Source organism: Azospirillum sp. VT-I1, assembly GCF_055698305.1.
This window is the reverse complement of the sequence record NZ_CP168800.1, coordinates 2,441,523-2,456,269: the sequence shown is the minus strand read 5'-3', so window position 1 is coordinate 2,456,269 and position 14,747 is coordinate 2,441,523. Positions and strand designations below refer to the sequence as shown.

At 69.9% G+C, this 14,747-nt stretch carries 14 protein-coding genes; 6 read left to right on the top strand and 8 right to left on the bottom strand.

Translation table 11 applies throughout. The features are described 5' to 3' along the window. Nucleotides 1–84 precede the first annotated feature (84 nt). The 4 genes from AB8P05_RS11770 (at nt 85) to AB8P05_RS11755 (ending at nt 4,816) form a co-directional block, all read left to right on the top strand. Entirely contained in the window at nt 85–1,371 is a 1,287-nt protein-coding gene (locus AB8P05_RS11770; protein WP_472758071.1) for an ABC transporter substrate-binding protein, read from the top strand. A 162-nt stretch (nt 1,372–1,533) separates the two neighbouring features. Further along, entirely contained in the window at nt 1,534–3,366 is a 1,833-nt protein-coding gene (locus AB8P05_RS11765; protein WP_472758070.1) for an ABC transporter permease, read from the top strand. Further along, complete coding sequence (locus AB8P05_RS11760; RefSeq protein ID WP_472758069.1) at nt 3,363–4,106, top strand: ABC transporter ATP-binding protein; 744 nt, start codon at nt 3,363–3,365, stop codon at nt 4,104–4,106. The genes AB8P05_RS11765 and AB8P05_RS11760 overlap by 4 nt, the downstream gene beginning before the upstream one ends. Then, the gene (locus AB8P05_RS11755) at nt 4,103–4,816 is read left to right on the top strand and encodes an ABC transporter ATP-binding protein (protein WP_472758068.1); all 714 of its coding nucleotides are present in this window, start codon (nt 4,103–4,105) and stop codon (nt 4,814–4,816) included. The genes AB8P05_RS11760 and AB8P05_RS11755 overlap by 4 nt, the downstream gene beginning before the upstream one ends. A gap of 240 nt (nt 4,817–5,056) precedes the next feature. Here AB8P05_RS11755 and AB8P05_RS11750 read toward each other — a convergent pair whose 3' ends face one another. The 7 genes from AB8P05_RS11750 to AB8P05_RS11720 form a co-directional block, all read right to left on the bottom strand. Next, complete coding sequence (locus AB8P05_RS11750; protein WP_472758067.1) at nt 5,057–6,094, bottom strand: ABC transporter substrate-binding protein; 1,038 nt, start codon at nt 6,092–6,094, stop codon at nt 5,057–5,059. Nucleotides 6,095–6,143: 49 nt separating this feature from the next. After that, nucleotides 6,144–6,986 (bottom strand): ABC transporter permease, encoded by an 843-nt coding sequence (locus tag AB8P05_RS11745; protein ID WP_472758066.1) that lies wholly within the window; start codon nt 6,984–6,986, stop codon nt 6,144–6,146. Continuing rightward, a complete protein-coding gene (locus tag AB8P05_RS11740) occupies nt 6,979–7,752 on the bottom strand; it encodes an ABC transporter ATP-binding protein (RefSeq protein ID WP_455170973.1) in 774 nt (257 codons plus the stop codon). The genes AB8P05_RS11745 and AB8P05_RS11740 overlap by 8 nt, the downstream gene beginning before the upstream one ends. A 177-nt stretch (nt 7,753–7,929) precedes the next feature. Continuing rightward, complete coding sequence (locus tag AB8P05_RS11735) at nt 7,930–8,262, bottom strand: hypothetical protein (RefSeq protein WP_472758065.1); 333 nt, start codon at nt 8,260–8,262, stop codon at nt 7,930–7,932. 62 nt (nt 8,263–8,324) lie between these two features. Further along, nucleotides 8,325–9,485, bottom strand: a complete 1,161-nt coding sequence (locus tag AB8P05_RS11730; protein WP_472758064.1) for an ABC transporter permease — start codon at nt 9,483–9,485, stop codon at nt 8,325–8,327. After that, nucleotides 9,482–10,345: an ABC transporter permease gene (locus AB8P05_RS11725; RefSeq protein WP_472758063.1), complete on the bottom strand. Its 864-nt coding sequence runs from the start codon at nt 10,343–10,345 to the stop codon at nt 9,482–9,484. Before AB8P05_RS11725 ends, AB8P05_RS11730 begins: the two co-directional genes overlap by 4 nt. Continuing rightward, nucleotides 10,338–11,111, bottom strand: a complete 774-nt coding sequence (locus AB8P05_RS11720; protein ID WP_455173036.1) for an ABC transporter ATP-binding protein — start codon at nt 11,109–11,111, stop codon at nt 10,338–10,340. The genes AB8P05_RS11725 and AB8P05_RS11720 overlap by 8 nt, the downstream gene beginning before the upstream one ends. 666 nt (nt 11,112–11,777) lie before the next feature. Between AB8P05_RS11720 and AB8P05_RS11715 the strand changes: the two genes are divergently transcribed. Next, nucleotides 11,778–12,407 (top strand): hypothetical protein, encoded by a 630-nt coding sequence (locus AB8P05_RS11715; RefSeq protein ID WP_455170969.1) that lies wholly within the window; start codon nt 11,778–11,780, stop codon nt 12,405–12,407. A 35-nt stretch (nt 12,408–12,442) separates the two neighbouring features. On the opposite strand, the gene AB8P05_RS11710 is transcribed toward AB8P05_RS11715, so the two are convergent. Further along, entirely contained in the window at nt 12,443–12,706 is a 264-nt protein-coding gene (locus tag AB8P05_RS11710; RefSeq protein ID WP_324867165.1) for a DUF3126 family protein, read from the bottom strand. A 305-nt stretch (nt 12,707–13,011) separates the two neighbouring features. Here AB8P05_RS11710 and AB8P05_RS11705 point away from each other — a divergent pair, with 305 nt between their 5' ends. Beyond that, entirely contained in the window at nt 13,012–14,718 is a 1,707-nt protein-coding gene (locus AB8P05_RS11705) for a caspase family protein (protein ID WP_472758062.1), read from the top strand. Nucleotides 14,719–14,747 lie beyond the last annotated feature (29 nt).

Sequence of the window (14,747 nt, the reverse complement as noted above, 5' to 3'; positions counted from 1 at the left end):
GGGGTTTGCTATGAACGCGGTGTGTTGCGTCGCGCCGCGATTCGGACACGCCGCTGGTCTCTCACGAACCGGGGTCCCCGCAGGATGAAGCACCGCCACCCGACCGCCTCGCCGCCGGCGAAGGCCCATTTCCCGGCCGCTCTCTTCGTTGCCGCGTTCGCCGCCCTGTCCGTCGCAACCCTGTCCGCCGCCGGCCCCGCCGCGGCACAGTCGGCGAAGGAACCGGTGAAATTCTCCGGCGCGCCGGTGCGGGTGGGCGAGATCAACAGCTACACCGGACTGCCCGCCTTCACCATCCCCTACCGCCAGGGCTGGCAGCTGGCGCTGGAGGAGATCAACGCCCAGGGCGGCGTGATCGGTTGCTGCGAGCTGCAGGTCGTCTCCCGCGACGATGCCGGCAAGCCCGACGACGCGGTGCGCGTCGCGCAGGAGCTGGTGACGAACGAGGCGGTGGACGTGCTGGCCGGCACCTATTTCTCCCACATCGGGCTGGCCGTCGCCGATTTCGCCGCGCGCAACAAGATGCCCTTCGTCGCGGCGGAACCGCTGACCGACGCCATCACCTGGTCGAAGGGCAACCGCTACACCTTCCGCCTGCGCCCCAGCACCTACATGCAGGCGGCCATGCTGGTGGAGGAGGCGGCAAAACTGCCGGCCAAGCGCTGGGCCACCGTGGCCCCCAACTACGAATACGGCCAGTCCGCGGTGGCGTGGTTCAAGCAGCTGCTGAAGGAAAAGCGCCCGGACGTGGAGTTCGTGGCCGAGCAATGGCCGGCGCAGGGCAAGCTGGAGGCCGGACCGACCGTGCAGGCGCTGGCAGCCGCCAAGCCCGACGCGATCTTCAACGTCACCTTCGGCGCCGATCTCGCCAAGCTGGTGCGTGAGGGCGAGGGGCGCGGCCTGTTCCGCAACCGCAAGGTCGTCAGCCTGCTGACCGGCGAGCCGGAGTATCTTGAGCCGATGAAGGACGAGGCGCCGGAAGGCTGGATCGTCACCGGCTATCCCTGGGACCAGATCGACACTCCCGCCCACAAGGCGTTCGTCGCCGCCTACACCGCGCGCTTCAAGGAAACGCCCAAGGCGGGTTCCATCGTCGGCTACATCACCATGAAGGCTGTCGCCGCTGCGATCACCAAGGCCGGGTCCGCCAATGCGGAGCCGATCGTCGATGCGCTGGCCGGCCTGACCATCGACAGCCCGGTCGGCCCGGTGACTTTCCGAGCGTCCGACCATCAGGCGACCATGGGCGCCTATGTCGGCACCACCACGGTGAAGGACGGCCGCGGCACCATGAAGGACTGGCGCTACGCCGACGGCGCCAACTACCTGCCGCCGGACGACGTCGTGCGCAAGATGCGGCCGGCGGAGTAAGGCGCCGGGCTTCGAGCGTCCCCTCCTTTGATTGCTCCCTCCCTAACCCTCCCCCACCTTCGGTGGGAGAGGGGACTGCCGCCGCCCTGCAACTGACTCCCTCTCCCTCGAAGAGGGGAGGGTTGGGGAGGGGGCAAGAGTCCGCACCGAAACGACGAATCCATGTCCTTCCTCCTCGTCCAGGCCCTCAGCGGGCTCGCGACCGCGGCGACGCTGTTCCTGGTGTCGTCGGGGCTGACCATCGTGTTCGGTGTGACGCGGATCGTGAATTTCGCGCACGGCTCCTTCTACATGGTCGGCGCCTATGCCGGCTGGTCGCTGATCGAGCGGTTCGGCGGCACGCCGGCCGGCTTCTGGGGCTCGGTCGCCGCCGCGGCCCTGATGATGGGCGTGCTCGGCGCCGCCATGGAGATCGGGCTGCTGCGCCGCCTCTACCGCTCGCCGGAGCTGTTCCAGCTTCTCGGCACCTTCGGCGTCGTTCTGGTGGTGCAGGATTTGACCGCCTGGGCCTGGGGGCCGGAGGATCTGCTAGGCCGCCGCGCGCCGGGGTTGAGAGGGTCCGTCGACATATTGGGCCAGCCTTTCCCGCTCTACGACCTCGTGCTGGTCGGGCTCGGGCCGCTGGTGCTGGGGCTGCTGTGGCTGCTGTTCAACCGCACCCGCTGGGGCACGCTGGTGCGCGCGGCGACGCAGGACCGCGAGATGACCAGCGCGCTCGGCGTCGATCCGTCGCGGCTGTTCACCGGGGTGCTGTTCCTCGGCTGCGCGCTGGCCGGGCTGGGCGGCGCCCTGCAGGTCCCGCGCGAGGCGGTGACCCTGCACATGGACATGGCCATCGTGGTGGAGGCCTTCGTCGTCGTCGTGGTCGGCGGCATGGGCAGCCTGACCGGCGCCTTCCTCGCCTCGCTGCTGATCGGGCAGTTGCAGGCCTTCGGCATCCTGGTCTTCCCGCAGATCACGCTGGTCCTGGTCTTCCTGTTCATGGCGGTGGTTCTGGTCCTGCGTCCGCACGGACTGCTCGGCCGGGCGGAGGAGGCGCCGCCGACGGCACCCGCCGCAGTGACCGTGCCGCTGTCCGCCGGGCGTCACTCCCGGGCCTGGGCGCTGTCCCTGCTGGCGGTTCTCGCCACCGCACCGCTGGTGGCCGGCGACTACGCCCTGATCCTGTTGACCGAGGTGGTGATCCTCGCCCTGTTCGCCGCCAGCCTGCATCTGCTGATCGGGCTGGGCGGGCTGGTGTCCTTCGGCCATGCGGCGTGGTTCGGGCTGGGCGCCTACGGCTCCGCCCTGCTGGTCAAGCATCTGGGCGCGCCGATGCCGCTGGCGCTGGCCGGCGCGCCGGTTCTGGCCGGGCTGGGAGCCCTGGTGGCGGGATGGTTCTGCGTCCGGCGATCGGGGCTCTATTTCGCCATGCTGACGCTGGCCTTCGCCCAGATCGTCTGGTCCATCGCCTTCCAATGGTACGCGGTGACCGGCGGCGACAACGGCATCCTCGGCGTCTGGCCGTCGGCCTGGGCGGCGGGCAAGGCGGTCTATTACTGGCTGACGCTGGCCCTATGCGCCGGTGCACTGTGGCTGCTGCGCCGGGCGGCCTTCGCCCCCTTCGGCTATGCGCTGCGGGCCGGGCGCGACTCAGGCCTGCGCGCCGAATCGGTGGGCATCGACGTGCGCCGCTTCCAATGGATGGCTTTCGTGCTGGCCGGCAGCGCGGCGGGATTGGCCGGCGGGCTCTATGCCTTCACCAAGGGCAGCGTCTTCCCCACCCTGCTGGCGGTGCCGCAGTCGGTCGACGCGCTGGTGATGGTGCTGATGGGCGGCATCCAGACCGTCGCCGGGCCGCTGGCCGGCGCCGTGGCCTTCCATCTGCTGGAAGCCAAGGTGATGAGCATGACCGACTGGTGGCGGCTGGTGCTTGGCCTCATCATCGTCGCGCTGGTGCTGGTCTTCCCCAAAGGGATCGTCGGCTTCCTGTCCGGTCTCAGGAGGCGGGCATGAGCGAACTGGTGGTACGCGACCTGCAGCGCTCCTTCGGCGGGGTGCAGGCGGTGGGCGGCGTGTCCTTCACCCTGCGCTCCGGTGACCTGCTGGCGCTGATCGGCCCGAACGGCGCCGGCAAGAGCACCTGTTTCAACCTGCTGAACGGCCAGCTGCGCCCAGATTCGGGATCGGTCAGGCTGGACGGCACCGAGCTGGTCGGGCTGCCGCCGCGACGCATCTGGGCGCTGGGGGTCGGCCGCACCTTCCAGATCACTGCGACCTTCGCCTCGATGACGGTGGCGGAGAATGTGCAGATGGTGCTGCTGTCGCGCGCCCGCCGGCTGTTCGGCCTGTGGCGCCCGGCCGCCGCCCAGTTCCGCGAGCCGGCGCTGGCCCTGCTGGAGCGGGTCGGCATGGCGGCACAAGCCGACCGTCCCTGCGGCGTGCTGGCCTATGGCGACGTGAAGCGGGTCGAGCTGGCCATGGCGCTGGCCAGCGAGCCCACCGTCCTGCTGATGGACGAACCCACCGCCGGCATGGCCCCCGCCGAACGCCTCGCCCTGATGGCGCTGACGGCGGAACTGGTGCGCGAGCGCGGCCTCGCCGTTCTGTTCACCGAGCATGACATGGACGCCGTCTTCGGCCACGCCACCCGCGTGCTGGTGCTCGACCGCGGGCGGCTGATCGCGGAGGGCTCGCCGGATCAGGTGCGCGCCGATCCCCGCGTGCAGTCCGTCTATCTGGGAGGCGAGGCGTGAGCGAAGCTCTGCTGACGGTGGACGGCCTTCAGGCCTGGTACGGCCGCGCCCATATCCTCGATGGCATTGCCCTGACCGTCGGCCGCGGCGAGGTGGTGGCGCTGATGGGCCGCAACGGCGCCGGCAAGACCACCACGCTGAAGGCGATCATGGGGCTGGTGGAGCGGCGCGCCACCACCCTGCGCTTCGACGGCCACGACCTGTCCGCCCTGCCCGCCCACCGCATCGCCCGGCTCGGCGTGGGGTACGTGCCGGAGGACCGCCGTATCTTTGCCGACCTGACGGTGGAGGAGAATCTGGAGGTCGGCCGCCAGCCGCCCCGCCCCGGCGCCCCCGCCTGGACGCCGGAGAAGCTGTTCGCCCTGTTCCCCAACCTTGCGGAGATGCGCGGCCGCCGCGGCACGCGGATGAGCGGCGGCGAGCAACAGATGCTGACGCTGGCCCGCACCCTGATGGGCAACCCGTCGCTGCTTCTGCTCGACGAGCCGTCGGAGGGGCTGGCGCCGCTGATCGTCAGGCAGATGGCCGACGCGGTGCGACGCCTGAAAGCGGAGGGGCTGTCGGTGCTGCTGTCCGAACAGAGCCTGTCCTTCGCCTCCGCGGTCGCCGACCGTGCTTGCGTCATCGAAACCGGCCGCCTGCGCTGGACCGGCACGATGACGGAGCTGATGGCGGACGATGGGGTGAGGGCGGCCTATCTGGCCCTATAAAGCCCTCTCCCGCCCCGGGAGAGGGAGGGGACCCGCGCCGCAAGGCGTGGGGAGGGTGAGGGTGAGGCAAAAATCCCGAACCGCATGGTTTCTTGGATCACCCCTCACCCTTCCCATGCTCCGCATGGGCCCCGAGGTCGCTCGCAAGTCTCGCGACCGCACTCCGCCTACGACTGCGTTGCAGTCGTCCGGCCTACGGCCGGCGGCTCCATGCCCTCTCCCGGGGCGGGAGAGGGAGAATCACTGCCCGGCGACGCTGAGGTCCATCACCGACTTCGGGTCCAGCGCCTTGTCGACCTGCCCTTCCGACTGCCAGAACTTCACCTGGTTGACGATGTCGTCCACCAGCAGGCGGGCCTGCGGGTCGACATAGGGCAGGCCGGCGGCGACGATTTCCGGCTTCTGCTTGGTGGCGTCGGCGATGATGGCCAGCAGCTCGCCATAGCCGGGACCCTTCACCAGAGCGCCCGAGGCGTCCTTGCCGTTGAAGGCGGCGTGGTATTCGACCAAGGCCGTCTTGTAGGCGCGGACGAACTTTTCCACCAGCGGACGGCGGTCCTTCATCGTCTTCGGCGCGGTGAACAGGGCGCCCAGCTGCCAGGGTGTCTCGTCGCCGACCCAGCCCAGGATCTTGCCGGCGCCGTCGGCCACCAGCTGCCGCGACACGGTGGACGGCGCGATGACGGCGTCGACCTGCCCGCCCTTGAAGGCGGCGACCATCTTCGGCACTTCCTGCAAGGGCACCATGGTCACGTCCTTGACCGTGAAGCCGTGCTTCTGCGCCAGCAGCCCGATCATGTAGTGGAAGGTGGAGCCGATGGTGGTGATGGCGACCCGCTTGCCCTTCAGGTCGGCCGGCGCCTTCAGCCCGGCGTCATAGGCGGCGTTCGTCGCCACATAGGCGCTGAGGGGGAAGCCCGGCTCGTCGCGGCTCTGCGCGGCGATGATGGTGACCGCACCCTTGGAGGCGAGATTGTAGAAGCCGGCGGTCAGGCCGGTGACGCCGAAATCGGCATCGCCCGAGGTCACCGCGACCGGCACCTGCTGGGCCGAGGTGAACATCTTCAGCTCGACGTCCAGCCCTTCCTTCTCGAAATAGCCCTTGGCCTTGGCGATGAAGATCGGCCCGGAGGAGGACAGCGCCAGCACGCCGACCGTCGCCTTCTCCAAGGGCTGCGCCAGTGCTGCGGACATCAGGGTACCGGCGGCGAAGGCGGCTCCGGCAGTGGCGATCACGGCGCGCCGGGTGAGGCGGGCCACGGTCATGGCGGCGGTCATGGACGCAAATCCTCCCGATGGATGGTTCAGGTTTCTTGGAATGATGCGGTCAGCGCCAGTTCAGCAGGCGCCGTTCAAGCTGCGACAGCACGGTGCCGATGGCGAGCCCCAGCAGCGACAGCACCAGCACGCCGGCCAGCAGCGTGTCGGTCTGCATCAGGTTGCCGGCCATCAGCACGAAGGCGCCGATGCCGTATTCGGCCCCGATCATCTCCGCCGCCACCACCAGGATCAGCGCGATGGAGGCGGTGATGCGGAAGCCGGCCAGGATGCCCGGCAGGGCGCCGGGCAGAACGATGGAGCGCAGGATCGACCGCCAGGGCAGGCCGAAGCTCTGCGCCATGCGGATCAGGTTGCGCGGCACCGAATCGATGGCGCTGTAGGTGGCGATGACGGTGGGAAAGAAGACGCCGAAGCCGATGGTGGCGAATTTCGACGGCTCGCCGATGCCGAACCACAGGATGAACAGCGGCAGCAGCGCGATCTTCGGGATCGGGAAGAAGGCCGACACCAGCGGCACCCCCACCGCGCGGGCGGTGGAGAAGATGCCCATGGCGAAACCGACCAGCATGCCGCCCGCCGTGCCCAGCACCCAGCCGACGGCGATGCGCGCCAGCGACGCCTTCAGGTTCAGCCACAGCGAGCCGTCCGACACCATGCCGGCCAGCGCGCGGCCGACCGCGCTCGGCGGCGGCAGGAACAGCGGGCTGGCAAGGCCGAGGCGGCTAGCCCCCTCCCAAACCGCGATCAGCAGGGCAAAGGCGGCCAGCGCCGCCCAGGGATGGCGTTTTACGGTGAAGCCGCCGCCGCGGAAGCGGACGGGCTGGCCCATTGCAGGCGTGACGGGCGCAGGCGTGACGGGCGCAGCGGTCGGGTTCAGGCTGTCAGGCACGGGCGATCTCCCGGTCGGCCATCTGGGCTTCGGCCTTCATCAGGTGCCACAGCCGGTCGCGCACTTCGGCCAGATGGGCTTGGGCCGACGGCTCCTGCCGGCGCTCCCGCGGCTCCTCGATGGTGACCAGTTCGCGGATGCGGCCGGGGCGGCGGCTCAGCACGCAGACACGGTCGGCCAGCCGCAGCGCCTCGTCCAGATTGTGGGTGACGTAGAGGGCGGTGGTCTTCTCCCGCCGCCACAGCTCCAGGAAATCGTCCATCAGCAGCTCGCGCGTCTGGGCGTCGAGCGCCGACAGCGGCTCGTCCAGCAGAAGCATCGCCGGACGCACCGCCAGCGCGCGGGCGATGCCGACGCGCTGGCGCATGCCGCCGGACAGCTGCTTGGGCAGCGCCTTGCGGAACTCCCACAGCCCCATGCGGCGCAGGCCGCTGTCGATCCGCTCCTGCCGCTCGGCGGATGAAAGCGGGTGATGCTCCAGCACCAGGGCGACGTTGTCCTCCACCGTGCGCCAGGGCAGCAGGGCGAAATCCTGGAAGATGAAGGTGATGGGGTTCAGGCAGCCGTCCGGCACCTCCCCCTCCACCCGGACGGAACCGGAGGTCGGGGCGACGATGCCGCCGGCGATGCCGAGCAGCGTCGATTTCCCGCAGCCGCTGGGGCCGATCACCGCCAGGATTTCGCCCTCCGCCAGCGTCAGGTCAATGCCGTCCAGGACGGTCAGATCCTCATAACGGTGGGTCAGATCGGAAACGAGAAGTCTCATCGCGCCCTTTTTGAAGCCTGCAGCCTTGTCGGCCGGGTCCGACTGTTCGTTGGGCCCGCCACTATAGCGCGGCGTTCCGGCGGCGGAGAGGGGAAAGCTTTTCCGCATCCCAGCCATACGGCAGTATGGCCTTGGCCGGAAGGCGTCAAGACGCTGTCGGCTTCGCGACAGTCTTCGTCAGGCGATTCCGCTGACCGGCCCGGAACCCGCCGGCATATCCAGCACCCGCAACGCGGCGGCACAGCGGCCAACCGCGGCCTCCGCCAGCGCATGACGCTCGCCGAGCCCCGCCTCGTCCACTTCGTCGGGGGTCATCGCCTGCAGCAGGACACGCAAGGTCCGGACATAGGTGCGCAGGAGCGTGGCCTCCTCGGCATAGTCGCCCAGCAGGCCGGCCTGCCCTGCCGTGCGCAAGGCCGCCAATTCGCCGTCCAGCGACGCCGCGGCCATCTCGATTGCCAGAAGCGCCCGCGTCAGGCGGACATGCTTGAGAACGACGATGTCGGCCATGCCCACCTCCCTTGCCAGCCGGAATGGCAGGGAGAAAGCAATGGCCGTGCCAGTGGGGTTGCTCAGCGCCGCCGCATCGACGGATGCCAGGCCGTCGTCGCACGCTCCAGCAGCGCCAGAGCGCCGTAGAGGCCGGAGCCGGTCAGTGCCGCCACGGCGATGGTCGCCCAGACGATGTCCAGGTTCATCCGCGCCACCTCCGTGGAGATGCGGAACCCCATGCCGACGACCGGCGTCCCGAAGAACTCCGCCACGATGGCGCCGATCAGCGCCAGGGTGGAGTTGATCTTCAAGCCGTTGAACAGGAAGGGAAGCGCGTTCGGCAGACGCAGCTTGACCAGCGTCCGGCCATATCCGGCGCCGTAGGACCGCATCAGGTCCAGCTGGATGCGCTCCGAATTGCCGAGGCCGGCCAGCGTGTTGATGAGCATCGGGAAGAAGGTCATGACGACGATCACCGCCGCCTTGGACTGCCAGTCGAAGCCGAACCACATCACCATGATCGGGGCGATGCCCACCACCGGAATGGCGCTGGCGAGATTGCCGAGCGGCAGCAATCCGCGGGCAAGAAAGGGCACGCGGTCGGCAAGGATTGCCACGAGGAAACCGGCGCCGCAGCCCATGACATAGCCGCGCAGGACGGAGGTCAGAACGGTCTGCCGGAAATCGTCCCACAGCACGGGCGCATGGGCGGCCAGCGCCGCGGCGATGCGGCTGGGCGGCGGCAGCAGGATCGCCGGCACCTGGAAGCCGCGGACCAGCACCTCCCACCCCACCAGCAGGCCGAGCCCGAACAGGCCGGGCACGACGACCGAACGGGTCCAGCCCGGTACCCCGGCCAGCACCCCCATCACCCGCCACAACAGCAGCGTCGCCGCCACCAGGAACAGCCACAGCCCCCAGCCGGCCGACAGGTCCAGCCCCTCGTTCATCAGATGCAGCGGCAGCAGCAAGGCCAGAGCCACGCCGGCCAGTTCGGCCCAGGCGCCCCAGACCCGCTTCGGCGCGGAGCGGCCGGCGGCAACCGCCAGCACCACCCCGATCAGGAACAGCGGCGCCAGCGTTCCGCCCGTCATGCCGCTGAACCAGCCGATGGAGGCGCCGTTCTGCGACCCGAGCGGCAGGACCAGCGCCGCCAGCGCCGGCAGCGCGATGGCGACCAAGCCCCAATCGGCGGCCGTGCGCAGGCTGGTGCGGTAGGTGTCCGTCGCCGTGTCGCTCATCGCGCACCCGCCCGGCCCAGCAGGACCAGTTCCAGCCCGCGCACCATGGCGATCAGCGCCACCGACAGCAGCGAGGCCATGACCAGCGCCGCCCAGATCTGCACGGTCTGGCCGTAATAGGACCCCGACAGCAGCCGCGCGCCCAGCCCGGCCTGCCCGCCGGTCGGCAACTCGCCGACGATGGCGCCGACCACGCTGATGGCGACCGACACCTTCAGGCTGGCGAACAGGAAGGGCATGGAGGCCGGAAGCCGCAACGACCAGAAGGCGCGCATCCCGCTCGCCGAATAGGTCCGCATCAGGTCGAGCCACAGCGGATCGGCGGAGCGCAACCCCTTCACCATGCCGACCGTGATGGGAAAGAAGCAGAGATACATGCAGATCACCGCCTTCGGCAGCAGACCGGTCAGCCCGATGTTGCCGAGGATGACGACGATCATGGGCGCGATGGCCAGGATCGGGATGGTCTGCGACGCGATCACCCAGGGCAGCAGGCTGGCCTCCAGCGTGCGGGTATAGACGATGCCGGCCGCCAGCAGGATGCCGAGCCCCAGCCCCATCGCCAGCCCGGTCAGCGCCGCTTCCGCCGTCACCCAGGCGTGGAACAGCAGGTTGCGCGGGCTGGTCGGCGCATAGCCGGTCAGGGAGTTCCACAGCTCCGCCACCACCTGATCGGGGGTGGGCAGGATCGGCCGCTTCATCGCATAGGCCTGGACCAGCACGTCGCCGAAGCCGGCGGGCTTGCCGGCGCGCGCCAGCGTCTCCGCCGCCTGCGGCCAGTTCAGCCACGCGGCACCCACGTACCAGGCCGCCAGCAACAGCAGCGTCATCACGGTGACGGGAAGCGCACGGTTAATCATCGTAGCTGTGCCCTTCCTTCAGCCCCTCGCGCACGCGGTGGGCGATGGCGGCGAATTCCGGCGATTCGCGGATGTCCAACGTGCGCTCGCGCGGCAGGCTGTTGCAGTCGATGACGTCCAGGATGCGTCCGGGCCGCGGGCTCATCACCACGATGCGGGTGGACAGGAACACCGCCTCGGCGATCGAATGGGTGACGAAGACGCAGGTCTTGCCGGTGGCCCGCCACAGCTGGGTCAGGTGCAGGTTCAGATGGTCGCGGGTGATCTCGTCCAGCGCGCCGAACGGCTCGTCCATCAGCAGAAGATCGGGCTGCAGCGCCAGCGCGCGGGCGATGGAGACGCGCTGCTGCATGCCGCCGGACAGCTGCCAGGGAAACTTGCGCTCGAAGCCGACCAAGCCGACGCGTTCCAGCTGCTCGCGGGCGCGGGCCTGCCGTTCGGCCTTCGGCAGCCCCATGATCTCCAGCGGCAGCATCACGTTGCGCTCCACCGTGCGCCAGGGATAGAGCGCCGGGGCCTGGAAGACATAGCCGTAGAGCCGCTTCAGCCGCGCCTGTTCCGGCGTCATGCCTTCGATGGCGATATGGCCGGAGGTCGGGCGCTCCAGGTCGGCGATGACGCGCAGAAGCGTGGTCTTGCCGCAGCCGCTGGGACCGATCAGCGAGACGAAGTCCCCCTTGGCGATGGAAAGATCCACCTCGCTCAACGCCGTCACCGGCTTGTCGGCGGTTGGATAGACCAGCGAGAGCTTCCGCGCCTCCACCACCACAGGCGGGACGGACTGTTCCGGGCCTTGCCGGGAAGCGGTCGCCTCCCCGGCGTCGAGTGGATTTGGGAAGGTCACTGGCGACGGTCCTTCGCAGCGCGGATTTTGGGGGCGGTCCTGTCGAATCGGCCAGAAATCACCGCATCCGCAGGCTAACACCGCGCCGGGTGCCACACCAGGGTTGCAAAAGCCCGGCCCTCTCCCCCGAGGAAACCCGAACGCAACTTTGAAGGAAATTTTCGCCGAAGCGACATTGGCATGCGGATGCATGTCCCTTATTCTCGCGCCGCCGGATGCGCATCACGCGCTAACGGCAACCGAAAGGAGGTGACGCGAGTGAAAAAATTCCTGAAGTGGTTCAATCACTTCTGGTTCAAGCTGAAGTTCGAGTTCGAAGCCGGCTTCAACAGGGACCAGGATAGGTAGAACCGGACGTGGCGGGGCCGGGAAACCGGTCCCGTCATTCAGGAAAGCGGCTCGCGTCACCTCCTGCCCCCGAGAGTACCATGCCTCCCGCCATTTTCAAGGTGGGGGCGAACGGCACCCCCGACCTCGGCACGCTCCGCGAGCAGGCACCTCCGGTTGGGGAGACGAGCGAAAGGACTGGACGGCCAAGGTTCCGGCGGAACAGGATCACGCCCCCTTCCCTGCTCCGATCCTGCCGACATGCCAGCCGCCAAGCCGCCGCCAAGCCTGGAGATCACCCGCGAAGACGGTGCGGCCGGCGCCGTCTTCGTGGCAAGGCCGGTGCTGACGCCGGTGATCCGCACGCGCTACCTGCTGATCGCCGGGCTGCTGGCAACGGGCTTCATCGCCGGAGCCGGGCTGGCGCCGGAACAGCTGTCGGACATGCTGCAGTGGATCGCCGTCTTCTGCGCAGTGCCGGTGCTGCTGCTGTGGGTGGTGACTCTGACCGACACGGTGCAGCGCCGGGCGGTGCGGCTGGGCGTAACGGCACGCGGCCTGACGGTGGACGGCGCCCGCATCCATCCGCACGAGACGATCCGGGATCTGGCGCTCTACCCCATGGTCGGCGGCAAGCCGCTGTTCGTCGCCTGGATCGATCCGGCGCACGATTACGGGCACAAGGCGGAATTGAAGCTGGTCGGCGGCGACGTGGCGCCCAACGACGCCGTCAGGGCGGAGCTGAAGGCCGCCGGCAGCCGCAACGTGCGGCTGGTCATGCACCGGCGCGGCGGGCGCAAGGCCATCGTCCTGGTGCGCGGACTGACCTTGTCGGGCGGGCAGACCCTGCTGGCCGCCCTGGCGGCGGAGCTTCGCGCTCACAGCCGCTAAGGCGCCAGTGGGAACCGTCAGGAAAAGACCGGGGATCAGCGGCGCGGAATGGCCGGCGGCTCCGGCAGGTCCTCTTCCAGGATGACGACGTTCAGGGCGTAGGACACCTCGCCCTCGTCCTCGTCACGGTTCAGCGTGCCGAAGAACTCGCCATCCACCGTCACCTCGGCCGACTGGCCGGCCTTGGCCGGCGGCTCGATCACGATCTTCTGATTGCCCAGCGTCTTGCGCAGGTACATCTGCACGCGGGCGATTTCGGTGTCGGACATCCGGACGGCGGACGGCTTTGCGGGCGGCATGGCGAACCTCGTTGTCTGCGAAGGAGCGTCATATAGGCGGCTTCGCGGCGAAGGGAAAGCGATACCTCGCGCCTGCGGCGAGCTTGTTCGGCGCGTCGGCCCCGGTCCCGCAACGCCGGTGCGGCGTCCGGCCCTCGTCCGCGCGGGGTAATGCCGCCACCGCCCGACGCCCCGAAAGAGCGGGGTTCCGCAACGGCGGAAAAGGCTATGCTCCCGGCGGCGGTACGCAGCCCGGCGGGCGGCGGCCTGAATGGCCGCGCCCTGCGGGAGGCCGCCGCGAAGACGGAGGACGGAACGCCTTGACCATGATCGCCCGACCGTGCAGCGCCGCATGCCTCACCACCCGGCCATGGAGACGGACCCTTGCGGCGACCGTCCTCACCTCGGCGCTGCTGGCCGCCCTGCCCTTCGGCGGTGCTGCGGCCGACAGCGGCAAGCGGGTGGCGCTGGTCATCGACAACGGCCGCTACGGCGGGCTCGACAGCCGGTCGGAACAGGCCGCCGCCAATGCCGGGGCGATGGTGTCCGCGCTGCGCAAGGCCGGCTTTTCGGTGACGCGGGCCGACAATGTCGGCCGGGTGGCGATGGAATCGGCGCTGGAGCGCTTCCGCGAGGCGCTGTCCGGCGCCGATCTGGGCTTTGTCTATTACACCGGCCTCGCCGTCGGACTGGGGGAGCGGGAGTATCTGCTGCCCGCCGATGCGGCACCCGCGGGGGCGGAGGATCTGCCGCGCACGGCGCTGGACCTTGACTCGGTGCTGGGCGACCTGCGGGACAGCGGGCGCAAGGCGGTGGTGGTGATCGATCCCGGCACCGCCGACGCCTTGGCCCAGCGGGTCGGCGGCGGCGCGCTGGGGACGCCGATGGAGGCGGACGGCCTGTTCGTCGTCTATGCCCACCGCCCGGGCGTGCCGCCGGTGCCGCCGCAATCGGCGAAAGGACCTGCCCCTTTCACCGCCGCGCTGGCGCGCGAGATGGTCAGGCCCGGCGTCACCTTCCGCGATTCGCTGGCCGAGGTGGCCCGCTCCGTCGCCGAGCGCAGCGGCGGACGCCAGCTGCCCTGGCTGCAGGACCGGCTCGGCACCACGCTGGTCCTGGTGCCGGCCGTCGCCGCGGCGCCCAAACCGCCGGCCGCCCCGCCTTCCCCCGAAGCCCCACCGCAGGATCAGGCCGCCCAGGCGAAGAAGGAACCGCCTTCAAAGGAGCCCCCCAGGGAGACGCCCGCGGTGACCACCCCCAGCCTGCCACCGGGCGAATATGAGATGGCCAGGACCGGCGTGCTGTTCGACCGTCCGGCGGTCGGCGCCCACGGCATCGCGCAGTTGCCGGCCGGCACGGTGGTGACGGTCCTGGAGGCGGTGCCGGAAGGAAGCTGGCTGCGCGTGCGCGATTCGGCGGGGCGGAACGGTTATGTCACCGCTGGGGTCCTCGCCGCCCGCTGGGCCGATCCGTCGCCGCTGGCCGCCGCGCGCGGAACCGTGGAGACCGGCCCCTCCTTCGGCGATCCGGCCGCAGCACCGCCGGCCACCGGCAGTTCCGACCCGATCCGGACGGAAGAGCCGCGCAGCTTCCCCACGCCGCCGCCCGGCACCGCATCGGCGCAACCCGACGGCCCGGCGGTGGCGGCGGAACAGCAGGCGATGCGCGCGCTGGGTGATGCCCGGACGGCGGCGGAGCGGGCCCGCAGCCGGCCGGACAGCCGCTACTGGGGCTACGGATTCTCGGCCGGCGACCGCTATGAAGGCGCGTGGGCACAGCCGTCGTCCGGCTCCGGGCTGGGCCGTCCGATCCGCCAGGGGGCGGGCGTCTACCGCTTCGCCAACGGGCAGACCTATGAGGGCGAGTGGTCCGGCGACCTGATGTCCGGCTATGGCGTGATGACCTTCACCGACGGCAGCCGCTTCGCCGGGCGTTTCAGCAACGGCCAGCCGGACGGGCCGGGGGTGTTCCACTACGCCAACGGCGGGCAGAGCGCCGGGATGTGGCGCGGCTCCGTCCGCCTCGACCAGTGACCGGCACGCCGGAGCCGCCCTGAAACCGT